The organism is Leifsonia lichenia, from assembly GCF_054780215.1.
Genome location: NZ_BAAGWT010000006.1, coordinates 22,149 through 47,073, shown reverse-complemented (window position 1 = coordinate 47,073; position 24,925 = coordinate 22,149). Strand labels below are relative to the sequence as shown.

The following is a 24,925-nucleotide window of genomic DNA, read 5'->3' as shown; positions in this document are numbered from 1 at the left end:
CCGCGCGAGCGCACGACTCGTGCGGAACGCGCGGTGCGCGCCGCTCGCACCGTACCTTTTGCACGAGCCGCGCCAGGGCGCGAGCGCACGACTCGTGCGGAACGTGCGGTTGCCGCGCGCGAGACCGCACGATTCGCACGAACCGTGAGGCTGCTGACAGCGGCGGTGCGCCCCGCGAGATGGGGGTTGCGTCGGTAGGATGGGCAACTGACGTAAGTCAGCGACAAAAGGGACGAGGAACACGCAGGTGACGCGCAACGACGAGGTCAGAACCCAGCTTCCGGGCATGGATGACGCATCCCTCGCCGTGCCGCTCGGACCGACAGGCCGTCCGCTGCGGTCGTTCCCGGTCCCCGCTCCCCTCAAGGGTCACGGCCCTGCGCGCATCATCGCGCTGTGCAACCAGAAGGGCGGCGTCGGCAAGACGACGACCAGCATCAACCTGGGCGCCACCCTCGCCGAGTACGGCCGCCGCGTGCTGGCCGTCGACTTCGACCCGCAGGGCGCGCTCTCCGCGGGCCTCGGAGCGCAGACGCACGACGTCACCACCATTTACGACCTGCTGCTGTCGCGCTCGAAAGACCCGGCGGAGGCCATCCAGAAGACCGGCGTGCCCGGCCTCGACATCATCCCGGCCAACATCGACCTGTCCGCCGCCGAGGTGCACCTCGTCAACGAGGTCGCCCGCGAGCAGATCCTGGCCAGCGTGCTGCGCAAGGTGAGCGGCGACTACGACGTGATCCTGATCGACTGCCAGCCCTCGCTCGGCATCCTCACGGTGAACGCGCTGACGGCGGCGCACGGCGTGCTCATCCCGCTGGAGTGCGAGTACTTCGCGCTGCGCGGCGTCGCCCTGCTGATCGAGACCATCGACAAGGTGCGCGAGCGCCTGAACCCGGCGATCGAGCTCGACGGCATCCTCGCCACCATGTACGACTCCCGCACGCTGCACTCGCGCGAGGTGCTGGAGCGGGTCGTCGATGCCTTCGGCGACCGGGTGCTCGAGACGGTGATCTCGCGCACGGTGAAGTTCCCGGACGCCTCCGTCGCCGCCACCCCGATCACGCAGTTCGCGCCAGAGCACTCCGCGGCAGAGGCGTACCGCCAGCTCGCCAGGGAACTGATCGCGCGTGGCGCCGTCGCCTAGCGCCACGGGGAGCGAGGACGCCGCAGACGGTCAGGTGGCCGAAGCGCAGGAAACCGTCCAGCCCGCGACGTTCCGCGTCGCGCTCGGCGAGTTCGAGGGGCCGTTCGACCTGCTGCTGTCACTCATCACCAAGCACGAGCTCGACATCACCGAGATCTCGCTGAGCCGGGTCACGGACGAGTTCATCGCCTACCTGCGCGCGCTCGACTCGGAGGACAGCCTCGACGAGGCCAGCGAGTTCCTGCTCGTGGCCGCCACCCTGCTCGACCTCAAGGTCGCTGGGCTCCTCCCGCAGGGGGAGCTGGTGGATGCGGAGGACGTCGCACTACTCGAAGCCCGCGATCTGCTGTTCGCGCGGCTGCTGCAGTACCGCGCCTTCAAGGAGGCGTCGTCCTGGTTCCAGGCGGGGATGGAGGCGGAGGCCACCAGGCACACCCGCACGGTCCGCCTGGAGGACAAGTACCGGCAGCGCACGCCGGAGCTGGTGTGGACGCTGACCGCGGGCGACTTCGCCGCCATCGCCACGCTCGCGCTCACGCCGCGGGAGATCCCTGTCGTCGGTCTCGACCACCTGCACGCCCCGCTGGTGAGCATCAGGGAGCAGGCAGCTCTCGTGGTGGGGATGCTGCGGTCGGGGGAGACGGTGACGTTCCGGCAGCTCGTGGCCGGGGCAGACCTCAAGGGTGTCGTGATCGCGCGGTTCCTCGCCGTCCTGGAGCTGTACCGGCACGCGGCGATCGCGTTCGAGCAGCTCGAACCCCTCGGTGAGTTGACGCTCCGCTGGACGGCGGAGCACTGGTCGGAGGAGAATCTGTCGAATTTGGGAGCGGACTATGACGGTTGAGAATGACGTGGCGCCGCAGGGCGCGGTGATGCCGCAGGAGGCCGTGGCGGCCGAAGAAGCGCGCCCCGGCCTGCCGGACGGCGTCGCGGTGGAGCGCGCGCTCGAGGCCATCCTGATGGTCGCGGACGAGCCGATGAGCGTCGTCACCCTCGCCACGGCGGTCGGCGCCCCCGTCAAGCGCGTCCGCGCTGCAGTGGATGCGCTGGTCGCCGACTTCGACGGAGCAGACGACGGCGTCCGGCGCGGCTTCGAGCTGCGCGAGGTGGGCGGCGGCTGGCGCATCTATGTGCGCCCGGAGTTCGACCCCGTCGTCGCCGACTACGTGCTCGCCCAGAACCCGACCAAGCTGTCGCAGGCCGCGCTGGAGACGCTCGCCGTGATCGCGTACAAGCAGCCGATCAGCCGCGGCGCCATCGCATCCATCAGGGCGGTCAACGTCGACTCCGTGGTGCGCACTCTGCTCGGCCGTGGCCTGATCACGGAAATGTTCACGGACAGCGAGACCGGAGCCATCAACTACGGCACCACCGATCTCCTGCTCACCCAGCTCGGCATCAACTCGATCGACGAGCTGCCGAAGATCTCCCCGCTGCTGGCGGACGGAACGGATGGATTCGACGGCGATGTCCGCTAGAGACGGCAAGAACGCACACGCACAGCAGGCGGACGGCAGCCCGGAGGGGGAGCGGCTGCAGAAGGTCATGGCGGCAGCGGGGGTCGCATCCCGACGGGTGTCGGAAGACCTGATCTCCGCTGGCAGGGTGACCGTGAACGGCGAGGTCGTCACCGAGCTCGGGCGCAGGATCGACCCGCTCACCGACCTGGTCGCCGTCGACGGCTCGGCCGTGCAGCTCGACACGTCGCGACGCTACGTGATGCTGAACAAGCCGGTCGGCGTCGTCAGCTCCATGCGCGACGAGCAGGGCAGGCCCGACCTGTCCCGGTTCACCTCCGAGTACCCGGAGCGCCTGTTCAACGTCGGTCGTCTGGATGCGGAGACCTCCGGGCTGCTCATCCTCACCAACGACGGCGAGCTCGCCCACGTGCTCGCGCATCCCAGCTTCGGCGTGACCAAGACGTACATTGCCCGCGTGCGCGGCGTCGTCACCCCGCAGACCATCGCCACCCTCACCCGCGGAGTCGAACTGGAGGACGGCCCGATCGCCGCAGACAAGGCGCGGCTGCTCGAACGCAGCTCGTCCGCCAAAGACAGCCTGGTCGAGCTGACGCTGCACTCCGGCCGCAACCGGATCGTGCGCCGCATGATGGCCGAGGTCGGGCATCCCGTGATCGAGCTGGTCAGACGCCAGTTCGGGCCGCTCCACCTCGGCACCCTCCGGGTGGGACAGATGCGCGACCTGACTAAGGTGGAACTCGGCCAGCTCCTGACGATCTCCCGCCAGAAAGACACCAAGTGAACGACACCGCCTCCCGCCTCACCGCGCCCGTCCGCGTGGTCGGTGCAGGGCTGCTCGGCGCATCGGTCGGCCTCGGCCTGCGCGCCGACGGCGTGGACGTGCTGCTCGCCGACGCGTCGCCGGCGCATCTCAGGCTCGCCGCGGACTACGGCGCCGGCCGGGCGGACGACGGCACGACGTCGCCCGCGCTGATCGTGGTGGCGGTGCCGCCGGACCTCGTGGCGCAGGTGGTGCTGGCAGAGCTCGCCGCGCATCCGGATGCGATTGTCACCGATGTCGCGAGCGTGAAGGTCGCTCCGCTGTCGGAGCTGGAGGCGGCGGGCGCCAACCTGTCGCGGTACGTGGGATCGCATCCACTGGCCGGACGGGAGCGCGGAGGGCCGAGCTCTGCCCGCGCCGACCTGTTCGTCGGCCGCCCGTGGGTGGTCTGCGCACGGCCGGAGAACGACCGCGCGGCGGTCTCGCTGGTGGAGGCGCTGATCCTGGACCTCGGCGCGACGCCGGTGGAGATGGGCACCACGGAGCACGACGCGGCCGTCGCGCTCGTGTCGCACACTCCGCAGATCGTCGCGAGCCTGATGGCCAAGCGGCTGGCAGGGTCGACGGACGCCGCCCTCGCGCTCGCCGGTCAGGGCCTGCGCGACGTGACCCGCATCGCGGGAAGCGAGCCGGAGCTGTGGGTGCAGATCCTCGGAGCGAACGCCCCGGCCATCGTCGAGATCCTGCACGCATACCGCGACGACCTCGACCGGATGCTCGGAGCGCTCGGCGACGTCGACGCCTCCGGCGCGCGGCGCACCATTGCGGAGGAGATCGCCGGCGGCAACGTCGGCGTATCCCGTCTGCCTGGCAAGCACGGTCAGGACAAGCGGTACGCGTCCATCGTCGTCATGGTCGACGACCGCCCTGGCGAGCTGGCGCGGCTGCTCACGGAGCTGGGCGAGATCGGCGTGAACCTCGAAGACCTGCGCCTGGAGCACTCGCCGGGCGCTCAGGTGGGTCTCGCGGAGATCGCGGTGCTTCCCGAAGTGCTCCAGCGCACGATCGACGACTTGACGGACAGAGGATGGAGGATCGCCGGATGAGCGCGATCGAGACCCACGAAGCGACGCCGACGGTCGTCGCGGTCGACGGCCCAGCCGGAAGCGGCAAGTCCAGTGTGAGCAAGGCGGCGGCCCGCGAGCTCGGCTACGCCTACCTCGACACCGGCGCCGCATACCGCGCGCTGAGCTGGTTCGTGGTCGCGCGGAAGCTCGACCCCTCCGACTCCGACGCCGTCGTGGATGCGCTGCCCGACTTCGACTACCGCATCGGAACCGACCCGGACACCTACCACGTGTTCGTCGGCGACCACGACGTGACGGACGCCATCCGCGAGCCGGAAGTCACCGCCGTCGTCAGCGCCATCGCCCGTGTGCCGGAGGTGCGGACCTTCCTCACCGAGCTGTTCCGCAGCATCATGAGGAACACCGAGAAGCCGGGGATCGTGGTGGAGGGCAGGGACATCACCACCGTGGTCGCGCCCGATGCTCCCGTGCGCATCCTGCTCACTGCCAGCGAAGCGGCTAGAATAGCCAGGCGTTCCGCGGAACTCGTCGGCCACTCCGCCGCCCATGTCGGCGAGCAGCTACACCGCCGCGACCTGGCTGACTCCCGGGTCGTCGACTTCATGAACGCCGCCGACGGTGTGACCACCGTCGATTCAACCGATCTCGACTTCGAGCAGACCGTCGCCGCGGTCATCGATGTCGTACAGACCGAAATCCGGAAAGGCGCCTGACGCGCATGTCTGACAAAGAACTTGAGGAGCCCCAGGGCGCCGACGACCTGGTCGAGCGACTGTCCGAGCTCGACGAGGAGCTGGCCGCGCAGCGCGCCGCCGCCCTCCGCAGCGGGCTGGACGATTACGAGCTGGACGAGGCGGACCTCGACATCCTCGAGACCGTCAGCGAAGATCCCGACGCGATCACCTACCTCCCCGCCCTGCCGGTGCTCGCCATCGTCGGCCGCCCCAACGTGGGCAAGTCGGCGCTGGTCAACCGCATCCTCGGCCGCCGCGAGGCCGTCGTGGAGGACACCCCTGGTGTGACCCGCGACCGCGTCTCGTACCAGGCGGAGTGGAACGGGCGCCGGTTCACCATCGTCGACACCGGCGGCTGGGAGCCGGACGCCAAGGGCATCGACGCATCCGTCGCCGCGCAGGCCGAGATCGCGATCGACCTCGCGGACGCCGTGCTGTTCGTGGTCGACGCCAACGTCGGGGCAACGGCGACCGACGAGCACGTCGTCCGGATGCTGCGCAAGACCAAGAAGCCCGTCTTCCTCGCCGCCAACAAGGTGGACGACCTTCGCCAGGAGCCGCACGCCACCGAACTGTGGTCGCTCGGCCTCGGCGAACCCCGCCCCGTCTCCGCTCTGCACGGGCGCGGCGTCGCCGACCTGCTCGACGACATCCTGAAGAAGCTGCCGGAAGTCTCCGCCGTCGCCAAGCAGGAGGTCGGCGGACCGCGCCGCGTCGCGATCGTCGGGCGCCCGAACGTGGGCAAGTCGTCGCTGCTCAACAAGGCCGCCGGCGAAGAGCGCGTGGTCGTCAACGAGCTCGCCGGCACCACCCGCGACCCGGTGGATGAGCAGGTCGAGATCGCCGGCAAGGTGTGGCGTTTCGTCGACACGGCCGGTATCCGCCGCCGCGTGCACCTGCAGCAGGGCGCCGACTTCTACGCGTCGCTTCGCACATCCACCGCGTTGGAGAAGGCGGAGGTCGCCGTCGTCGTGCTCGACGTCTCCGAGCCGATCAGCGAGCAGGATGTGCGCATCATCGACCTGGTGCTCGAGTCCGGTCGCGCGCTCGTGCTCGCGTTCAACAAGTGGGACCTCCTCGACGACGACCGCCGCCGCTACCTGGAGCGCGAGATCGAGCAGGACCTCGCCCACGTGGCCTGGGCTCCGCGCGTGAACATCTCCGCGCGCACCGGACGCCACCTGGAGAAGCTGGTGCCCGCTCTGGAGCTCGCGCTCGAGTCGTGGGACACCCGCATCCCGACCGGCAAGTTCAACGCCTTCCTGGCCGAGCTCACGGCGGCGCACCCGCACCCCGTGCGCGGCGGGAAGCAGCCGCGCATCCTGTTCGGCACGCAGGCGTCGAGTCGTCCGCCGACATTCGTGGTGTTCACGACCGGCTTCCTCGACCCCGGCTACCGTCGCTACATCGTTCGCAGGCTGCGCGAGATCTACGGCTTCGAGGGAACGCCGATCACGCTCAACATGCGCGTCCGCGAGAAGCGCAAGCGCTAGCTGCGCTTCTCCGTCCGAACGGAGCGCACCTTCGACACGCCGTCGGAATCTCCTGCGAAACGGAGATTCCGGCGGCGTCGCGCGTTTTCTCCTTCGGAACCAACGCCCCATGGCATCCCGACCGTTTCGTTGGGGAGGAGATCTGGGCGGATTCGGCTCACTTCTCCGTTCGGAAGGAGAAACCGACGGCGCGTCGTGGCGAGTCTCCTGTCGAACCAGAAAGGCTAGAGCACGTCGCTGACGGCAAAGCGCCCGGCCTCGGCCGCCTCTCCGAGCGCCTCGAAGTCGGCCAGCGACTGGTCGGCGTACGCCAGCGACCACGCCGTCACCGCGCGGGGGAGCGCGTCCGAGCTGCCGATGTATCCGGCGATGGATGCGCTCAACGGGCTGCGCGAGTGCGCCCTGGCGAGGATCGTCGCGCAGGTGCGCACGTAGTCGGCGAACGGCTCGTCCGGCATCCCCGGGATGTCGAACGACACGTTCCTGTCCCGGAACTGGCGCACGTAGAAGCCGAAGCCCTCGAAGCTCACATAGCCGAGGAACGGGTCGGACACCGCCTGCAGGATGCGCTGGTTGGCTGTGACCCGATATCCGTGGTGCTCGGCGAGCGTCGCGCGGTCGATGCCGGCGATGTCCTCGGTCGCCACGCCGCCGAACTCGTGCAACACGGACTCCGTCGCCTCCTTCACCTGGAGCACGAGCGGTTCGCCCCGCGGACCGGTCAGCACCACGATGAAGCAGCGGGTGCCGACGCTGCCGACGCCGACCACGCGTCGGGCGATGTCCGTGACCGTGTGCTGGTCGAGGAGCAGCGCGATGTCGGGGGAGACCGTCCTGCTGTACCGTGCGAGCACCTCGCCGATGCTGGCCTCGATCTCGGCGGGAACGTGGGTGAGCCTCGGCGGGTTCTCGACGATGCGGCGCGAGCCGTCGTCCGCCAGCTCGGTGATGCGCGACACGACGTGCGCCGACGTGCGCTTCTCCGAGGCGGCGACGGTCTTCTTCACCAGGCGCTGCGTGGCCTTGCCGTACTGACGGCCCCCGTGGATGACGGCCGCCTCGAAGAAGCGCTGGGTCACGTCGAGCCCGACGGAGGCGCGCAGCCCGTCCCGGTATGCGACGGCCGAGAGCAGCGCCACCTCCTCGGCCTCGGTCTCCGACGCCCCGCGGGCTCTGGCGGCGATGACCACGCTCGTCACCAGCCGCTTGAGGTCCCACTCCCACGGCGCGACGGTCGCCTCGTCGAAGTCGTTCAGGTCGAAGACCATGCGCCGCTCCGGTGACGCGAAAATGCCGAAGTTGGCGATGTGCGCATCCCCGCAGGCCACCACGTTCGCACCGGTCACCGCGCCGCCGGCCAGATCGGCGGCCTGGAGCGCTGCCGTGCCTCGATAGAACGCGAACGGATCCTGCAGCATCCGCGCCGTGCGCAGCGGAACGAGGCTGGGGAGGCGGCTCGCGTTCTGCTTCTCGAGGATGCCCAGCGGGTCGCGCCGCGCATCCGGAACATAAGCGGCGTGCGCCGACCGGGGGATGCGCTTCCTCGCGTCCCTGCCGAACTCGTACTGCTCCCGGTCGCTGGCGACCGGCTCGTGGTCGTAACGCAGGCGACCCGCGACGCTGTCCATGGCGCAACCCTAGCGCTCGGCGCGCGGGCGGGCCACCGATCGGTGACATGACCACAAAGGGGGGTTTGTACCCCGGCTTGTCCTCACTATTGTGGACAGTGAGAGCTACCCGACCGCGCGACCCGAAAGCGCGGGCTCTCTACCTCAAGGACGCATACCCGATCATGAGTTCTACAAGTTCATACACCCCTGCCCGAAAACGCCAACTCGGCGCTGAGAAGCGCACAGAGCCGCTTCCCACCGTCCACCCGAAGCCCTCCGACCGCAAGGTCACCTGGAGCCGCGTCGCCATCGTCGCGACCGTGCTCTTCTGGGCGATCTACGTCGTCACCACGATCATCCGGCAGTTCCTCGTGCTCGGCACGCAGGACTTCCGGTTCACGATGGAGGCGATCGGCTACCTGATCGTCGTCACCTTCCTGACGTTCTCCGCGCTGATGTACCTGGTCGCCCGGCAGGGCGCACTGCAGCGGTTCCAGAAGCACGTGCGGGTTCCCCGCGCCGAGCTCGACCGCCACTTCGCGGAGAACCAGCCGTCCATCACCGTCCTCGTCCCCTCGTACGCCGAGGAGCCGGAGGTCGTGCGGATGACGCTGCTCTCTGCCGCCCTCCAGGAGTTCCCGTCGATGCGCGTCGTGCTGCTGCTCGACGACAACCCCAACCCGACCGACCAGGCCGTCGCGGAGAGGCTGAACGCCACCCGCGCGCTCGGCACGGACATCGCCGCCCTGCTGGCGGAGCCGCGCACCCGCTTCGGCGACGCGCTGCTGCACTACGAGCTGTCCGAGAACGGTGCGTTCGCGTCCGAGGCAGACGCCATCGAGCTGGCGGCGCACTACACCTGGGCGGCCGAGTGGCTGCACGACCAGGCGGATGCGCACGGTGTCGAGGACCACGTCGACCTGTTCTTCGCCGACCAGGTGCTCCGCGCGCTGGGCGACGAACTCGTGCTCACCGCGCAGGCGATCGAGGCCGCCGTCGAAGAGGGAGCTTCGCTCTCCACCGAGCGCGTCGCGCAGCTCTACCGCCGTCTGGCGTGGACGTTCGACGCCGAGCTGGACGTGTTCGAGCGCAAGCAGTGGGCGTCGCTGTCGCACGAGGCGAACAAGGCCATGAACCTGAACGCGTACATCGGCCTGATGGGCGGCACGTACCGGGTCGAGGAGACGCCGGACGGCCCCATCCTGAACCCGGTCAGCACCCGTCGCCCCGGCGACATCGTGATCCCGGACAGCGACTTCCTGCTCACGCTCGACGCCGACTCGATCCTGCTCCGCGAGTACTGCCTCCGCCTCACCTATCTGCTGCAGCAGCCGGACAACGCCCGCGTCGCCGTCACGCAGACGCCGTACTCGTCCTTCCGCGGCGCAGGCACCCGCATCGAGCGTCTGGCCGGTGCGACCACCGACATCCAGCACATCCTGCACCAGGGGATGAGTTTCTACGGCGCCACCTTCTGGGTGGGCGCGAACGCTGTGATCCGCAAGCGCGCGATCGAGGACATCGTGGAGACCGAGTTCGTCGGCGGTTTCGAGGTGCGTCGCTACGTGCAGGACCGCACGGTCATCGAGGACACCGAGTCGAGCATCGACCTCGGCACCCACGGCTGGACGCTCGTCAACTACCCGGAGCGCCTCAGCTACTCCGCCACCCCGCCCGACTTCGGCTCGCTCATCGTGCAGCGCCGCCGCTGGGCGAACGGCGGCCTCCTGATCCTGCCGAAGCTCTGGCGTCAGGTGCGCGAGCGCAAGCGCCGCGGCGAGGTCATCTCCCGCACGGAGCTCCTGCTCCGGGTGAACTACATGGCGTCGATCGCCTGGGCGAGCTTCGGCCTGATCTTCCTGCTGGCGTACCCGTACGACGGCCGTCTGCTCAGCCCCGTCGTGCTGCTCGCGGCTCTGCCGTACTTCATCGCGATGGCCAGCGACCTCCGCTACGCCGGATACAAGGCATCCGACGTTTTCCGGATCTACGGCTTCAACCTGATCCTGCTCCCGGTGAACCTGGCCGGTGTGCTCAAGTCGATCCAGCAGTCGCTGACGGGCAAGAAGATCCCGTTCGTCCGCACCCCGAAGGTGAAGAACCGCACGGCGTCGCCCCTGCTCTACGTGGTGACCCCGTTCCTCATCGTCGCGTTCTCCGCGTTCACCCTGTGGCGTGACGTCAACGCGCAGAACTGGGGCAACGCCGCGTTCGCGCTATTCAACGCGACCCTCGCCATCTGGGCGATCGTCTCCTACATCGGCGTCGGCAACGCCATCGTCGACATCTGGCTCGGCCTCACCCGGCCGCTGTACGTCGAGAAGAAGCGGAAGACGGCGGCGAGCACGACCGCTCCCGCCGCCGACGTGATCGACTGGCGTTCCGTGCTCTACCACGGCCACACCGGCGGCGACCTGCCGCACGTCGAGCGCGTCGCTCTCCCCGCCGCTGCTGCTGAGAAGCAGGCTGCCTGATGGCCGGGAAGAACGCCAAGAATGCGCAGACCCCGGATGCGCAGGCCAAGAATGCGCAGGCCGCGGATGCACAGGCCCCGTCCGGCGGCAACACCGACGGCGGCCGCCGCCTCTCGCCCCTCCGGGTGATCGGCGCAGCGCTCGTCGCCGCGGTGGTCGTCAGCGTCGGCGTCGTCGGCTTCCAGTGGTGGACCGCGAAAGCGGCCGTCGAGGCGCAGCCGTGGTTCGCGTCGTACGTCGACGTGACAGCCACCCCGCGGTTCGCCTTCGAGAACCTCGGCACCACGAACAACAAGGACGCCGTCCTGTCGTTCATCGTCGCAGACTCGTCCTCGGGATGCACGCCGTCCTGGGGCAACGCATACACGCTCGATGAGGCCCGCGGCTCTCTCGACCTCGACCGCCGCATCGCCCGGCTGCAGCAGCAGGGCGGCACGGTCGCGGTGTCGTTCGGCGGCCAGTTGAACGACGAGCTCGCCGTCGCCTGCACCGACCCCGAGAAGCTGAAGGCCGCGTACGCCTCCGTCATCGACCGGTACAAGATCGGCACGATCGACCTCGACCTGGAGGGCGCAGGGCTGGCGGACGCCGACGCGAACGCGCGCCGCGCATCCACCATCGCCGCGCTGCAGAAGGAGCGCAGGGCCGAAGGCAAGAGCCTCGCCGTCTGGCTGACGCTCCCCGTGTCTCCGACCGGACTCACCAGCCAGGGCACGGATGCTGTCGCCGCGATGCTGAAGGCCAAGGTCGACATCGCCGGCGTCAACGTCATGACCATGGACTTCGGCGACGCCAAAGCGGCCAAGCAGTCCATGTCCGACGCGTCACAGGATGCGCTCACCGCCACCCAGCGCCAGCTCGGCATCCTCTACGACCGCGCCAAGCTGCACCAGTCGGACCCGAGCCTGTGGTCGAAGCTGGGCGCGACGCCGATGATCGGCCAGAACGACGTGGAGAAGGAGGTCTTCTCCCTGGCGGACGCCAAGGCGCTGAACGCCTGGGCCGTGTCCAAGGGCGTCGGCAGGATGTCGATGTGGTCGGCCAACCGCGACAAGACCTGCGGGTCGAACTACGTGGACACATCCGTCGTCTCCGACGCCTGCAGCGGCGTCAAGCAGGGCAAGCAGACCTTCGCCGCCGCCCTGTCGAAGGGCTTCGACGGCCACATCTCGCTCGGCGAATCCGCCGTCACCACCCCGGAGCCGACGTCGACGGTCACCAAGGACGACCCCGCCACCTCGCCGTACGCGATCTGGACCACGACCAACTCGTACCTCAAGGGCACGAAGGTGGTCTGGCACCACAACGTCTACGTGGCCAAGTGGTGGACGAAGGGCGATGTCCCCGACGACCCCGTGCTGAACGCGTGGGAGACGCCGTGGGAGCTCGTCGGTCCCGTGCTGCCGGGCGAGACCCCCATCCCGCAGCCGACGCTCCCCGCGGGGACGTACCCGGAGTGGACGGGCACGGCGCAGTTCGACAAGGGCGCCCGCGTGCTCTTCGACGGCGTGCCGTTCGAGGCCAAGTGGTGGACGCAGGGCGACAGCCCGGAGGCCGCCAGCGCCAACCCGGACTCGTCGCCCTGGGCCCCGCTCACCCAGGACGAGATCAACACCATTCTGAGCGGCGGCACCGCCGCTCAGTGAGACTCGGCGGCGGGATGCAGATTCCCCCCTGAACGCATCCCGTCGCCGACCAGACCCGGACAACCGCTGCGGGGCGGAGGTTCTGGGCATCCAGTGGATGCGGCACACTGTCGGGTCGCATCCACTGGCACACGTGCCGACGAGTGCCGGGCGGACTTTCGGGTAGCGAGCCCGTGAGCGCTCGTCGGCACGTTCGCATACCGCCTGTGAGTACTGTTGACTCGACAAGGAGGGTGACGTGACGCGTGTGACGATCGCCGGGCTCGCTGCCCAGTTGAAGCTGTCCAAGGCTTCCGTCTCCTACGCGCTGAACGGCCAGCCCGGCGTGAGCGACGAGACCCGCAGGCGTGTGCTCGACCTCGCCAACGACCTCGGCTGGCATCCGAGCGCGAGCGCCAGGGCGCTGTCCCGCTCCCGCACGGACGCGATCGGCATCGTGCTGCGGCGCGACCCGAGCCTGCTGGGTGCAGAGCCGTTCTACATGAGCCTGCTCGCCGGGGTGGAGAGCGTGCTGGCGGAGACCGACCAGGCGCTGATGCTGCGGATGGTGGGCACCGGAGTCGGCCAGGATCTCGACACCTATCGCCGCTGGAGCGCGCAGGGCAGGGTCGACGGCGTGATGCTGTTCGACATCAGCGTGAACGACCCGCGGCCCGCTCTGCTCGATCAGCTCGGCCTGGACTTCGTGGTGCACGGCAACCGGGCGGAGGTGGCCCCCGGGCGGGTGCTTCTGTACGACGCCCGCGGCGACTCCGCCCTGATCGTCGGCGACCTCGCCCGTCTCGGGCACCGCAGGGTGCTGCACATCACGGGGCCGCTGGAGTTCGAGCACGAGCACGACCGGCGTGCAGCGATCGAGGCGGAGGCCTTCGCCCGCGGAATCAGCACGGTTTTCGCCGCCTCCGACTACTCGTCCGACGCGGGGGAGCGCATCGCGGTCGAACGGCTCGCCGCCGACGCCGGCATCACCGCGGTGGTCACCTCGAACGACATGCTCGCGCTCGGCGCAGCGGCGGGCTTCGACCGGCTCGGCCGCTCGGACGTGGCCCTGGTGAGCTGGGACGACTCGCTGGTCTGCCGCCTCGGTTCCCGGCCGATCACCGCGCTCGCCCGCTTCCCGGAGGAGCAGGGCAGGCGCAGCACCCGGATGCTGCTGGATGCGCTGGCCGGTGTGCCGTCCGAGGTCACCACCGCGAAGCCGAGCGAGCTCGTCGTGCGCTCCACGAGCATCCGGGCCGCGTAGTCGCCCTCCCGAACTAGGGGAGAATTTTTGGTCCACCCCCTTGACAACTGAACCGGTTCAGTTAGCGTAGTGGTCGTGGCGTGTGCGCCACGACCAAGAGACAAGGGAGTCACTATGAAGAAACGCGCCATAGTCGCGGGCGCCATCGCCGCCGCGGTCGCGCTCGTCGCAGCGGGCTGCAGCAGCTCAGGATCGGGAAGCTCGGCCAGCGGATCGACCATCACGTACTGGGCGAGCAACCAGGGGACCAGCCTCGACAACGACAAGCAGGTCCTCACTCCAGTCCTCGACGACTTCACCAAGAAGACAGGCATCAAGGTGAAGCTCGAAGTGATCGGCTGGAACGATCTCCAGACGCGCATCCAGACCGCCGTGACCAGCGGCCAGGGTCCCGATGTGCTCAACATCGGCAACACCTGGGCGGCGTCCCTGCAGGCGACGGGCGCGTTCCTGCCCTTCGACGACGCCAACATGAAGGCCATCGGCGGATCGGACAAGTTCGTCAAGACCGCGCTCGAGACCGGCGGCGCACCGGGCAAGACCGTCACCAGCGTCCCGCTCTACGGCCTCGCATACGGGCTGTACTACAACAAGTCGATGTTCACGGCGGCGGGCGTTCAGCCGCCCACCAACTGGGAAGACCTCGTCACCGATGCCAAGAAGCTGACCAGCGGCTCCACCTACGGCTTCTCCCTGGCCGCGGGCAGCTACACCGAGAACGCCCACTTCGCGTTCATCACGGCGGCGCAGAACGGCGCGGAGTTCTTCGACTCGAAGGGCAACCCCACCTTCACCTCCACCGGAGCTGTCGACGGCATCAAGCGCTACCTCGACCTGATGCAGACCGACAAGGTCGTCAACACCTCCAACGCCCAGTACGACAACGGCGTCCAGGCTGTGAACGACTTCGCGACGGGCAAGGTCGCGATGATCCTCAGCCAGAACAACGCCGACTCGTCGATCAACGCCAACGGCATGAAGACCGACGCGTACGGCGTCGTCCCGTTCCCCGCACCAGCGGGAGGCAAGGACGTCGCCAGCCACGTGGCGGGCATCAACCTCTCCATCATGAAGAACACCAAGAACAAGGATGCGGCCCTGCAGTTCGTCAAGTACATGACGAGCGAGAGCACCCAGACCACCCTGGGCAAGCCGTACGCCACGCTCCCGGTGCTCAACGGCGCCAAGGCCAACTTCACCGACAACGCCGAAGAGGCCGCCACCTTCCAGAAGATCTACAACACCATGTCCAAGCCGCTTCCGCTGGTTCCGGCCGAAGACCAGTTCGAGAACACGGTCGGCAAGGCCATGAACGACATGTTCGCCAAGATCGCCACCGGAGGCACCGTCTCCGACAGCGACATCAAGTCCGCGCTGCAATCGGCGCAGGACCAGGTCAAGCAGTCCATGGGCGGCTAGCGCCGCCGGCGCCGGGTGCGGGATGCGCGTTCTTCGCCGCACATCCCGCACCCGGCGCACCCCCCAGCATCCACAGACCATCCTCCTGACCAGACAGAGGTCACCATGTCGACGACGACATCAGCAGACACTCCGCGCGGCACGGGCGTGCTCGACACGGCGACGGCCGCGCCGGCGCCCGCGCCTCCGCGCAAACGCAAGAGGCAGAAGGGCTGGTGGATCCCGCTCGCCCTGCTCGCGCCCGCCATCATCTTCGAGATCCTCATCCACGTCATCCCGATGCTCACCGGCATCTGGATCAGCTTCGTCCAGCTCACGAAGTTCTACATCGCCAACTGGTCGGAGGCCCCGTTCGTCGGCTTCAAGAACTACGCGGTCGCCCTCGACTTCAACGGTTCGGTGGGGGCTGCGCTGCTGCAGTCGTTCCTGATCACCTGCGGATTCACCATCCTCGTCGTCGGCATCTCCTGGTCGCTCGGGATGTCCGCCGCCGTCGCTCTGCAGCGCAAGTTCTGGGGCCGCGGCTTCTTCCGCACCCTGTTCCTCGTGCCGTACGCGCTGCCGATGTACGCGGGCATCATCGCCTGGAAGTTCATGCTGCAGAAGGACACCGGCGCGGTGAACCACTTCCTGTTCGACAACCTGAACCTCCCCGGCGACAAGCCGTTCTGGCTGATCGGCGGCAACGCCTTCTGGTCGATCGTGATCGTCGCCATCTGGCGGCTGTGGCCGTTCGCGTTCCTGATGCTGATGGCCGGGCTGCAGTCCATCCCGGAGGAGGTCTACGAGGCATCGGCGGTCGACGGCGCGAAGCCGGCCAGGCAGTGGGGCTCGATCACGCTGCCGATGCTGCGCCCGGTCAACACGGTGCTGCTGCTGGTGATGTTCTTATGGACGTTCAACGACTTCAACACACCGTTCGTGCTGTTCGGCAACGCCCAACCGGCGGCCGGTGACCTGATCTCGTTCCACATCTACAACGCCTCGTTCCTCACCTGGAACTTCGGCTCCGGGGCCGCGATGAGCGTCCTGCTCCTGATCTTCCTGCTGATCGTGACGGGCATCTACCTGCTCGTGCTGAACCGGAGGTCCCGTCGTGCGTGAGACCGTTTCCTCGAAAGCCTTCCGCTGGGTGGTGCTCGTCATCCTGACGATCTTCACCGCCGTGCCCATCTACGTGATGGTCACCTCTTCGATGAAGTCCCTGGCGGATGTGCAGGGCGCCTTCACCTGGTGGCCCACCCAGATCACGTTCCAGCCGTTCATCGACATGTGGTCGACGGTGCCGCTGGCGTCGTACTTCGTGAACAGCCTCATCGTCGCCGGCTCTGCGACCATCCTGAGTCTGGTCATCGCGGTGTTCGCCGCGTACGCCGTCTCGCGCTACCGGTTCAAGGGTCGCAGCGTGTTCACCACCACCGTGCTGTCCACGCAGATGTTCCCCGGCGTGCTGTTCCTGCTGCCGCTGTTCCTCATCTTCGTGAACATCAACCAGGCGGTGGGGATCCAGCTCGTCGGCACGCGGTTCGGGCTCGTGATCACCTATCTGACGTTCGCGCTGCCGTTCTCGATCTGGATGCTCGCCGGGTACTTCGACGGCATCCCGCGCGACCTCGACGAGGCGGCGATGGTCGACGGGAGCGGGCCGATGGGCGCGCTCTGGCACGTCGTGCTTCCCGCCGCCCGCCCCGGATTGATCGCGGTCGCCATCTACTCGTTCATGACCAGTTGGGGCGAGGTGCTGTTCGCATCCGTGATGACGACGGACGAGAACAGAACGCTCGCGGTCGGCCTGCAGCTCTACTCCACCCAGACGAACGTGTACTGGAACCAGATCATGGCCGCCTCGCTCGTGGTGAGCATCCCCGTGGTCGTGGCGTTCCTGCTGCTGCAGCGCTCGTTCGTCGCCGGGCTGACGGCGGGTGCGGTGAAGTAGCCGCCTCTGCCGTCTTCTGCTCCGACTGCTCGACTGCTCGACTTCTCGCGACTTCTCGTCGTTTCGAAAGGAATCATGGAACGCCATTCCCCCCTGCTCGCCGTCGACGGCGCGCCCGCCATCTGGCTCGGGGCCAACTTCTGGTCCCGGTCGGGCGGCCCGCTGATGTGGACCCGGTACGACCCGCAGGTCGTCCGCTCCGAGCTCGCCGTCCTGGCAGAGCACGGCCTCAACATGACCAGGTCGTTCTTCTACTGGCCGGACTTCCACCCGACCCCGGACACCCTGGACGAGCAGTGCATCGCCAACTTCCACGACTTTCTCGACGCCCACGTGGATGCGGGCATGACGACGGTGCCGACGTTCCTGGTCGGGCACATGTCCGGCGAGAACTGGGACCCGGCGTGGCGCGACGGCCGCGACCTCTACAGCGACATCTGGTTCGTCGGACGCCAGGCCTGGTACGTCCGCGAGCTGACCGCCCGCTTCGCCGAGCATCCCGCCGTCGCCGGCTGGCTGCTCACCAACGAGGTCCCGATCTACGGCGGGGAGGCGCCGCGCCCGATCGTGGACGCGTGGGCGTCGCTGCTGGTGGATGCGGTGCGCGCCGGGGGAGGGACGCAGCCGGTCTCCGTCGGCGACGGCGCGTGGGGCATCGAGACGACGGGCCACGACAACGGCTTCTCGACCACCGACCTGGCCGCGTTCACCGACTTCGTCGGCCCGCACGTCTACCGGATGGAGTCCGACCAGACCCGCCAGCACCTCAAGGCCGCGTACATCGCCGAGCTCTGCCACATCGCCGGCCTCCCGGTGATCATGGAGGAGTTCGGCCTGACCAGCGACTTCGTCTCCCCATCCGGTGCTGCCTCGTACTACCGCCAGTTGCTCTACAACACGCTGCTGGCCGGGGCGACGGGCTGGATCGCCTGGAACAACACGGACTACGACGACCTGATCGCCCAGCGCCCGTACTCGCACCACCCGTTCGAAATGCATTTCGGCATCACCGACGCGACGGGAGCCCCCAAGCCCCCGCTGCTGGAGTTGGCCCGTTTCGCCGGGGACCTCGCATCCATCGACGTCGCCTCCGTCACGCGCTCCCCGGTGGATGCGGCGATCGTCGTGCCGTCGCATCTCGCCGCCGACTACCCGTTCACCCAGGAGCCGGAGCGGGCGCTCATCGTGGCGACGGGGGAGCAGGCGTACGTCGCGGCGCACGAGGCGCACGTGCCGGTCGCCGTGGTGCGCGAGGCGGAGGACGGCGGCATCCCGTCCGGCTACGGCCTCTACCTGCTGCCATCGGTCAAGCAGCTCTGCGGCCCCACCTGGAAGCAGCTCATCGACCTCGCCTCCGACGGCGCCACCATCTACGCCTCGTACTGCGTCGGCGACATCGGCGTGCAGCGCGGCCCCTGGTGGGCATACACCGAGGAACTGTTCGGCGTGCAGCGCGAGTCGGCATACGGCCTGGTGCCGCCCGTCTCCGACGACACGGTGACGGTGCGCTTCCTCGCCTCGTTCGGCGGCCTGGCCGAGGGCACGGTCCTCTCCTTCGCCGCCGCGGGCAACGAGCACTCCCGCTCCTACCTCCCGGTGACGGCGACCACGGGCACGGTGATCGCAGTGGATGCGCACGACCGCCCGGTCATCATCTCCCAGCCCCACGGCTCCGGCCGCGCCGTGCTCTCCACGTATCCCCTCGAGTACTTCGCCTCCCAGCTCCCCGGCGTGAACCCCGAAGACACCTGGCGCCTCTACGACGCCCTCGCCGACCTGGCCGACGTCGAACGCGACATCCGCCTCGACGACCCCCAGGTCTTCACCGACACCCTGGTGCACGCCGACGGCCGCCGCTTCGTCTTCTTCGTCTCCCAGCACGCGACGACGACCACCATCACGCCCCGCGCTGCCGGCGCCCTCCGCACCCTGACCGGCGACGACGTCAGCTCGGTCACCCTCGACCCATACGGCGTCGAGGTGCGCGAGCTGGTCTTCGAGTAGGTGGCGCTGGCACCCGCCGGGACACGCTAGTATGGACAAGTTGCTTTGGGGCTCCACCCTCAAAGCGACTTCGGGCTGTGGCGCAGCTTGGTAGCGCACTTGACTGGGGGTCAAGGGGTCGCAGGTTCAAATCCTGTCAGCCCGACGTAACGACAAAAAGTAGGGCCAGAGGTTCGCGATGCGAACCTCTGGCCCTCTACTTTTTGTCGTTACTCGCTGCTGTCTATTGGGGTCCCCGCCGCGAGGGGCCCCGGGCGCCGCTCCGAGCAAAGCGAGGCGCGGCGTTTGGGGGAGCGTGTGGGGCGCAGCCCGACCAATGAAAACCTAATCGGGCGGCGTATTTTCGTTGATGAATACGCCATCTGTCGTAGTGAACGATGGCTTGGGACCAGTCTGGAACACTCCGGGCTCTTCGCCGCGCGCCTATGTCCGGCATTTCTGGACATAGACGTAAAGTGTGCGTGATGGCAACGGCGGGAGAGACGCTCAAGGTGACACTCAGTGAGGCTGAGTTCGGTGCTTTGAGGGTGCTCTCCGAGAGCACCATCCCTCTTTCCGGCCGTAAAGTTGCGACGGCCTTGGGCATATCGCCAACGACGGCTAACAACGCGTTGTCTACATTGTCGAAAGCGGGCTTCGCCACCTCACGGAAGTCGGGACGGGCAACCCTTTGGCAGCTCGCTGTCTCGAACCCTTCCATCAGCGCATGGTTGGCGGAAGCCGTGCCCGTTGACCAGGTACGCTCCACGGGGTCAAGCCCGTACTCGACCGGCGGGGGCGGCGTCCGTCTGGAGCACTCGTACGCTGCGTGCCTGATTGCTGGCCTCCTCGCGGGTGACACCCTTCCCGAACTCGGCGACGCCCTATCGGTGGATTCAATTCGGCTCCAGGCCAGCGACTTGAGCGATGCTGACGACATCGTGGTCGAGGGTCGAGACGCTCACGGTGAGGGGCACCGCGCATCGATTGCCGTGCGAAGGAGTCCGGCCCTGACCACCAGCGACGATGCGTCCGTCCCCCTCATTCGCGACTTCCTGGCGATCGTGACAGATCATTGGCCCGAGGTGTCCTCAGGTAGGTGGCAGCTTGTCTTGGCGGTATCGACCAACGCGAACGCGATCACCGAACTCGCCGAATTGGCAGAGCTCGCTCGTTCTCTCCCGACCGCGGCTGAACTGGCGGCCCGCTTGACGCAGGCGGGAAGGACCAATGCCCGCGTTCGTGGTCGTTATGACCACCTCAAACGTTTGGTGGCGCGGGCATCGGAGGGGTTCCCTCCAGCCAACGGGCTGACTGCGGAGGAGTTGACGTGGCGGCTCGTCTCGCATCTCAGCATACGGAGCCTTCGCCTCGAGCGGACGGATAGGGCCGACCGTACGGCTGCGGTTAACGCGCTGCAGCGAGTGCTCACCGACGGCACCCCAGCCGTGGCCGATGCGTTGTTCTCTCGTATCGAGGAGCTTGTCGGTGGATGGGCCCCCCAGGCGGCCGTGCTCACTCAAGCGCTGGTGCGACAAGAGCTCCGAAACTACCCACTGGCGAGGTCTGCATCGTTCGCATCGGCGTGGGGATCGTTCGACCGACTCGGGACTCGACTTCGTGAGTCCGTTCGCCCAGCTCTGCGATCGGGCCAGCAGGTGCTCGAGCTTGAGCGCCCGGCCGAAAGGGAGCGGCTCGTCGAAGCCATGCGGTCAGTGGGTGAGTCCGTTGGCGCCCTAGTGGTGACGGGCGACCCCGATGTAGGGAAGTCGGCTTTGTCCTTGCGGGCGGTCGAGACACTTGAACGGGAGGGCGCGGCCATCGTGAGTCTCAGCCTGCGTGACCTCCCGGTCACCGTGATGGAGCTCGAGGGGCAGCTGGGTGGCCACGCGCTCGACGATGTCATGGCCGCGGGAGCAGTGCGACCTGTCCGCCTTCTCCTGGTGGACGGCGCCGAGTCTGTACTCGAAGGCAAGGCGCAGATGTTCCGCGCGTTCGTCGCGGCTGGCCTGCGGGCAGGATTCGGCGTGGTGAGCGTCACTCGCACCGACGGCTCTCGCCTAGTCCGGGAGGAGGTGGCCAATGCACTCGAACTCACGGAGTCAAGCCGTTCGCCGGGCACGTACACTGTCGGACCGTTGACCAATGATGAGCGTCAGGCTCTTCCAGACGCATTCACAGCCCTTGCTCGCCTGGCCGTTGACTCACGCGCCAGTTGGGTACTCGGACGGCCGGGACTGGTCGATGCTCTCCTGCGGACCGGCTCGGCACTCGACCCTGGCGATCTGCTGTGCGAGGCGGACGTGTACGCCACAGTGTGGCGGAATCTCATTCGACGCGACGAGATACACCAGGTGGGATCCGCGTCCCCGGATGACCGCGATCAGGCCGCCCTGAGCGTCGCCAAGCGAACCCTTGGCATCGCCGCCGACGCTCCGTATGGAACCGGCGCTGCTGAACTGCGCTCCGACGGTATCCTCCGAGTGCCCAACAACCCCGCACTCACACCCGGCGATGAGTTTGCGTCCGATCTGTTCCGCGACTTCGCATTGTGTCGACTCTTCATCACGCAGGGGTGGGAGGCTCTACGCTCGGCTGGAGCTCCGCGCTGGTCGATCCGCGCCGCCCGCCTCGGGTGCCAGGCCGCACTGCTCGACCCCAGCCGATTGAGCGCCTGGAGGAATCTCTCGACGGAGTTCGGCGAGATCGCCAGCACTCAGGGGGATCGATGGTTGGAAGTTCCCTACGAAGCCCTCCTCACTCTGGGAGATGCGGAGCCAGCCCTCCGCGAGCTGTGGGGGAGCCTGACCGACCATGACTCAGCCGGTCTCGGCATCCTGCTTCGCCTCGCCGAAGTGCGATACGTGAACGGAACGATCGGTGACGCGTTCGCCCTCGCGCCACTGGTGAAGGTCGTATTCTGTGATCGGCTCAAGATCGAGCATGGTCCGCAGTTCGGCTACCGAACCATCCACGAGGTCATCCGGGATATCGTCCTGGCTTGGTTGCGCGGGATGGCGAGTGTCAGTCTGCGACCAGATGCTCTCCGCCAAAAAGTCCGCGACATCATCCTCGACGGGAACCCGTCGCTCTACGACGAATTCGCTATCGAGGCGCTCGCCTCCCTCGGGCCAGATATCGACGACAAGGCTGAGGCGTGGCTCCGACAGGTCGGCAGCGATCGACCCGAAGACCTCAACGCGGCAGTGGAGTCGTTCGCCGTCGTCGCCAGCATGTCGCAAGCTCGACCCAAGCTGCTTCTAGATCTCGCTGAGGCGTACTACATCGAGCTTCCCGATCCGGACGATCACTGGGGCGGGAGCCGTCTCGACGACGGCATTCGAGACTTCAAGCACGGACCCGGTATCGGATTCGGAACGCCGGGAGCTGCCTGGTACTATGGCCCCTTCTTCAGGTTGCTGAACACGACCCCCCGTGAGGCAATCAGCTTCATTAACCGAATGCTCAACCACGCCGCCAGGGTGCGCGTCGAGAGGACCCACGACTTCGTCGACAACTCAAAAGACCCAGCAGAATTCGCTGGTATCGAAATGGATGTCGCGGGTATCGGGGTGCGTCGCTACGTTGGCGATAGCCACGTCTGGGCGTGGTATCGGGGATCGAGCGTCGGACCATACCCATGTATGAGTGCGCTGCTTGCTCTCGAGCGATTCATCGACCATATGCTGGAGAACTGGGACATCCCGGTGCAAACGATCCTCGAGTTGCTCCTTCGCGACTGTCACAACCTCGCCGTTCCGGGGTTGCTCGTCGGGTTCCTCACCAGGCATCCCGACCAAGCCGGTGAACTTCTTGACGCGTTCCTCGAGCACCCTGAGATCTGGCATCTCGAGACCTCACGCGTGGTGGGCGAGCACTTCAACGTGCGCGACTCCGACGCAGACAAGCTCGCGGGAAGAGAGCGCCGGTCATCTACCCCGCACCACACCGTCGCTGCGATGGTTGTCAACGCGCGGGTCAACGGAGATGAGAGGCGTCTCGCCCAACTCGCAGAAGTGGGGACCCACCTTGTGGAGAATGCCCGGACGGCGCTCACCGGGGCAACGGGCGACGCGGAATACGTCGCGATGATCGAGAGCTGGGCCGCTGGGTTCCGATTCACGAACTACCGCGCGAGCTCAACCTCCGACGGAATCATGATCGAGTTTGAGCGCCCGACCGAGATCGAGCAGATCCTCGCGCCAGGCAACCAAGAGTTGCAGACCGTCAACCTGATGTACACGCTCCAGAATCGCTACGGTCGTTACAACGATGATCCCGAGAGCTGGCCGGTAGACCACCTCGATGAGGACCTAGCCATCGCTCGACGGATCAACGATGAAGGAACCGTCCCGCAGAACTTCTACGGACCCGAGAACTCCCTAGTGGCTGTCGCGGCGGCCGCCGTACACGCTCACGCCCTTGGCCTGACCGCGTTAGACCCATCGAACCTAGCCTGGGCCGCTGGCGCCGTCATCTGGGCCGGCGAGAATCCGCAGAGCGATGGGATGGAATTCAGCGGCTCGATGTTCTCGATGGGCGCCGACAGAGCCGCCGCCGCATCTGTGCCACTGCTTCTCCTTGCGCCGTTCGACGGCCTGGATCTGGACCGGCAGCAGATAGAGAACTGTCTACGATCCCTTGGCACCAGCATATTTGACGAGGTACGAGCAAATTATTGCAAGGGCACCCAACCCGTTTGGGCCGCGCCGTGCGACGTCGACGCAGACACAAAGCGTTGCCGCAGGCATGGACCGGCATGGTTTGCGGCAACCGCGGGCCTGATGGACAGCCGGCTCGGCCCATGGAATAGGGAGGGACAGCGACGGGAGTCCGATCCGTTACGGCCACCCTTCAACGAGTCCCTTCCCCGCGTCGCCGACCATGACTTGCCCGTCAACCGACTACGCATGCCGCTGGTCTGCATGATTGACGCCCGCAACGTCGCGTGCCTGCAACGTGAAGTTGCCGAACTCTGGGCACCGCTGTGGGACGCCCACCGGCGAGGCCTCGCCCACTGGTGGAAGGAAGGTTTCGACCAACACGCACACATCACCCACGAACCCATCGCTCGCCGGATGATCGAGGTTGCGCTAGACGGTGACCGCGACACTATCGGTGCGCACATCGAGACACTCACAGCAGACTCGAATTCATTGCGTCTCCTGTTCGACGGCTTCGCAACGATCTTCACGTACCACGAGGATCTTCGGCTGCGCATCGCCGAATTCTGGCCTTGGGCGCTCAAGACTGCCCTGGATGCGCTCGGGGACGGAACCGAGCTGCGATCGCAACGCCACTGGTTTGACTACATGGCAGCGGCCCTGCTCCCTACCCCCAGCCCAAGGTTGAGTGACCCAGACATCGACGGCACGCTGGCCAGATGTCGTGTGGCCTGGATTCAACCGACCGCTCTCGGCGAGCTCCCCGACCGCTGGCTGCATATCGCGCGCGGTCAGGCCAAGGCCGTCGATGCGGTCATCGGATTCTCGAAAGGTGCCACCTCGGAATGGCAGACAACTGTTGCCTTTACCTGGATCGAGACGATAATCGACGGCCGCTTCGACCTGATCGCTAACCACCTTTGGCTCCTGGAAGAATGGCTGACTGACCTTCATAGTGCCGGCGCGATCGTCGGCAACGTCAGGAGCCACTACCACCAAATCGTCGACGGGCTCGCCGCTGCCGGCGACCACGGCGCTGTCAGGCTCCAGCAACTGGATGAATAGGCTACTTATGACGAGCACGGCGGAGCGCGAAGGCGCGCGGGCGGTCGTCAGCAGGAACGTTACTCCCTGCTGACTATTGGGGGAGCGTGTGGGGCAGCCCGACGGGACGGCCACTGAATCACGCGGAGTCGTGTGTTCCCGGGGCTTTCTTCTAGCCTCACGTGAGCGCACAACCAGAAGCC

The 24,925-nt window shown here is 67.3% G+C and carries 16 protein-coding genes and 1 tRNA gene; 16 read left to right on the top strand and 1 reads right to left on the bottom strand.

Annotation, left to right across the window (positions count from 1 at the left end; genetic code table 11):
* Nucleotides 1-286 precede the first annotated feature (286 nt).
* Genes ACYVGI_RS12675 through der form a run of 7 tightly spaced genes read left to right on the top strand, consistent with a single transcriptional unit; the run spans nucleotide 287 to nucleotide 6,703 of the window.
* Entirely contained in the window at nucleotides 287-1,147 is an 861-nt protein-coding gene (locus ACYVGI_RS12675) for a ParA family protein (RefSeq protein WP_402854573.1), read from the top strand.
* The gene (locus ACYVGI_RS12670; protein ID WP_460632972.1) at nucleotides 1,131-1,991 is read left to right on the top strand and encodes a segregation and condensation protein A; all 861 of its coding nucleotides are present in this window, start codon (nucleotides 1,131-1,133) and stop codon (nucleotides 1,989-1,991) included. The genes ACYVGI_RS12675 and ACYVGI_RS12670 overlap by 17 nt, the downstream gene beginning before the upstream one ends.
* 28 nt (nucleotides 1,992-2,019) lie before the next feature.
* Nucleotides 2,020-2,625: an SMC-Scp complex subunit ScpB gene (gene scpB / locus ACYVGI_RS12665; RefSeq protein ID WP_460633001.1), complete on the top strand. Its 606-nt coding sequence runs from the start codon at nucleotides 2,020-2,022 to the stop codon at nucleotides 2,623-2,625.
* Nucleotides 2,615-3,409 (top strand): pseudouridine synthase, encoded by a 795-nt coding sequence (locus tag ACYVGI_RS12660; protein WP_460632971.1) that lies wholly within the window; start codon nucleotides 2,615-2,617, stop codon nucleotides 3,407-3,409. The genes scpB and ACYVGI_RS12660 overlap by 11 nt, the downstream gene beginning before the upstream one ends.
* Entirely contained in the window at nucleotides 3,406-4,494 is a 1,089-nt protein-coding gene (locus ACYVGI_RS12655; protein ID WP_460632970.1) for a prephenate dehydrogenase, read from the top strand. The genes ACYVGI_RS12660 and ACYVGI_RS12655 overlap by 4 nt, the downstream gene beginning before the upstream one ends.
* A complete protein-coding gene (gene cmk, locus ACYVGI_RS12650; RefSeq protein WP_460632969.1) occupies nucleotides 4,491-5,189 on the top strand; it encodes a (d)CMP kinase in 699 nt (232 codons plus the stop codon). The genes ACYVGI_RS12655 and cmk overlap by 4 nt, the downstream gene beginning before the upstream one ends.
* 5 nt (nucleotides 5,190-5,194) lie before the next feature.
* Nucleotides 5,195-6,703: a ribosome biogenesis GTPase Der gene (gene der, locus ACYVGI_RS12645; RefSeq protein ID WP_460632968.1), complete on the top strand. Its 1,509-nt coding sequence runs from the start codon at nucleotides 5,195-5,197 to the stop codon at nucleotides 6,701-6,703.
* A gap of 224 nt (nucleotides 6,704-6,927) precedes the next feature.
* Here the strand turns inward: der and ACYVGI_RS12640 are convergent, their stop codons facing one another.
* Nucleotides 6,928-8,331, bottom strand: coding sequence for a DUF2252 domain-containing protein (locus ACYVGI_RS12640; RefSeq protein WP_460632967.1), 1,404 nt, complete (start codon nucleotides 8,329-8,331; stop codon nucleotides 6,928-6,930).
* 164 nt (nucleotides 8,332-8,495) lie between these two features.
* Between ACYVGI_RS12640 and ACYVGI_RS12635 the strand changes: the two genes are divergently transcribed.
* The 9 genes from ACYVGI_RS12635 to ACYVGI_RS12595 all read left to right on the top strand — a co-directional run bounded on the left by ACYVGI_RS12635 (nucleotide 8,496) and on the right by ACYVGI_RS12595 (nucleotide 24,743).
* Nucleotides 8,496-10,787 (top strand): glycosyltransferase family 2 protein, encoded by a 2,292-nt coding sequence (locus ACYVGI_RS12635; RefSeq protein WP_460632966.1) that lies wholly within the window; start codon nucleotides 8,496-8,498, stop codon nucleotides 10,785-10,787.
* Nucleotides 10,787-12,433, top strand: a complete 1,647-nt coding sequence (locus tag ACYVGI_RS12630; RefSeq protein WP_460632965.1) for a chitinase — start codon at nucleotides 10,787-10,789, stop codon at nucleotides 12,431-12,433. Before ACYVGI_RS12635 ends, ACYVGI_RS12630 begins: the two co-directional genes overlap by 1 nt.
* Before the next feature lie 238 nt (nucleotides 12,434-12,671).
* Entirely contained in the window at nucleotides 12,672-13,676 is a 1,005-nt protein-coding gene (locus ACYVGI_RS12625) for a LacI family DNA-binding transcriptional regulator (RefSeq protein WP_460632964.1), read from the top strand.
* Between the two features lie 114 nt (nucleotides 13,677-13,790).
* Nucleotides 13,791-15,095 carry an ABC transporter substrate-binding protein gene (locus ACYVGI_RS12620; protein ID WP_460632963.1) on the top strand — a complete coding sequence of 435 codons (1,305 nt, stop codon included), beginning with the start codon at nucleotides 13,791-13,793 and terminating at the stop codon, nucleotides 15,093-15,095.
* A 105-nt stretch (nucleotides 15,096-15,200) separates the two neighbouring features.
* Nucleotides 15,201-16,199, top strand: coding sequence for a carbohydrate ABC transporter permease (locus tag ACYVGI_RS12615; RefSeq protein WP_460632962.1), 999 nt, complete (start codon nucleotides 15,201-15,203; stop codon nucleotides 16,197-16,199).
* Entirely contained in the window at nucleotides 16,192-17,031 is an 840-nt protein-coding gene (locus tag ACYVGI_RS12610) for a carbohydrate ABC transporter permease (protein ID WP_055891215.1), read from the top strand. The genes ACYVGI_RS12615 and ACYVGI_RS12610 overlap by 8 nt, the downstream gene beginning before the upstream one ends.
* Before the next feature lie 75 nt (nucleotides 17,032-17,106).
* The gene (locus ACYVGI_RS12605; protein WP_460632961.1) at nucleotides 17,107-19,035 is read left to right on the top strand and encodes a cellulase family glycosylhydrolase; all 1,929 of its coding nucleotides are present in this window, start codon (nucleotides 17,107-17,109) and stop codon (nucleotides 19,033-19,035) included.
* A gap of 71 nt (nucleotides 19,036-19,106) precedes the next feature.
* Nucleotides 19,107-19,180: transfer RNA gene (locus ACYVGI_RS12600), tRNA-Pro, on the top strand.
* A gap of 319 nt (nucleotides 19,181-19,499) precedes the next feature.
* Nucleotides 19,500-24,743, top strand: coding sequence for a hypothetical protein (locus ACYVGI_RS12595; protein WP_460632960.1), 5,244 nt, complete (start codon nucleotides 19,500-19,502; stop codon nucleotides 24,741-24,743).
* The last annotated feature ends 182 nt before the right edge of the window (nucleotides 24,744-24,925 follow it).

Excerpts from the sequence above, each read along its gene's own strand:
- ACYVGI_RS12675 (WP_402854573.1), top strand. The coding sequence starts at position 287 with ATGGATGACGCATCCCTCGCCGTGCCGCTCGGACCGACAGGCCGTCCG.
- scpB (WP_460633001.1), top strand. The coding sequence starts at position 2,020 with ATGCCGCAGGAGGCCGTGGCGGCCGAAGAAGCGCGCCCCGGCCTGCCG.
- ACYVGI_RS12660 (WP_460632971.1), top strand. The coding sequence starts at position 2,615 with ATGTCCGCTAGAGACGGCAAGAACGCACACGCACAGCAGGCGGACGGC.
- cmk (WP_460632969.1), top strand. The coding sequence starts at position 4,491 with ATGAGCGCGATCGAGACCCACGAAGCGACGCCGACGGTCGTCGCGGTC.
- der (WP_460632968.1), top strand. The coding sequence starts at position 5,195 with ATGTCTGACAAAGAACTTGAGGAGCCCCAGGGCGCCGACGACCTGGTC.
- ACYVGI_RS12640 (WP_460632967.1), bottom strand. The coding sequence starts at position 8,331 with ATGGACAGCGTCGCGGGTCGCCTGCGTTACGACCACGAGCCGGTCGCC.
- ACYVGI_RS12635 (WP_460632966.1), top strand. The coding sequence starts at position 8,496 with ATGAGTTCTACAAGTTCATACACCCCTGCCCGAAAACGCCAACTCGGC.
- ACYVGI_RS12630 (WP_460632965.1), top strand. The coding sequence starts at position 10,787 with ATGGCCGGGAAGAACGCCAAGAATGCGCAGACCCCGGATGCGCAGGCC.
- ACYVGI_RS12620 (WP_460632963.1), top strand. The coding sequence starts at position 13,791 with ATGAAGAAACGCGCCATAGTCGCGGGCGCCATCGCCGCCGCGGTCGCG.
- ACYVGI_RS12615 (WP_460632962.1), top strand. The coding sequence starts at position 15,201 with ATGTCGACGACGACATCAGCAGACACTCCGCGCGGCACGGGCGTGCTC.
- ACYVGI_RS12605 (WP_460632961.1), top strand. The coding sequence starts at position 17,107 with ATGGAACGCCATTCCCCCCTGCTCGCCGTCGACGGCGCGCCCGCCATC.
- ACYVGI_RS12595 (WP_460632960.1), top strand. The coding sequence starts at position 19,500 with ATGGCAACGGCGGGAGAGACGCTCAAGGTGACACTCAGTGAGGCTGAG.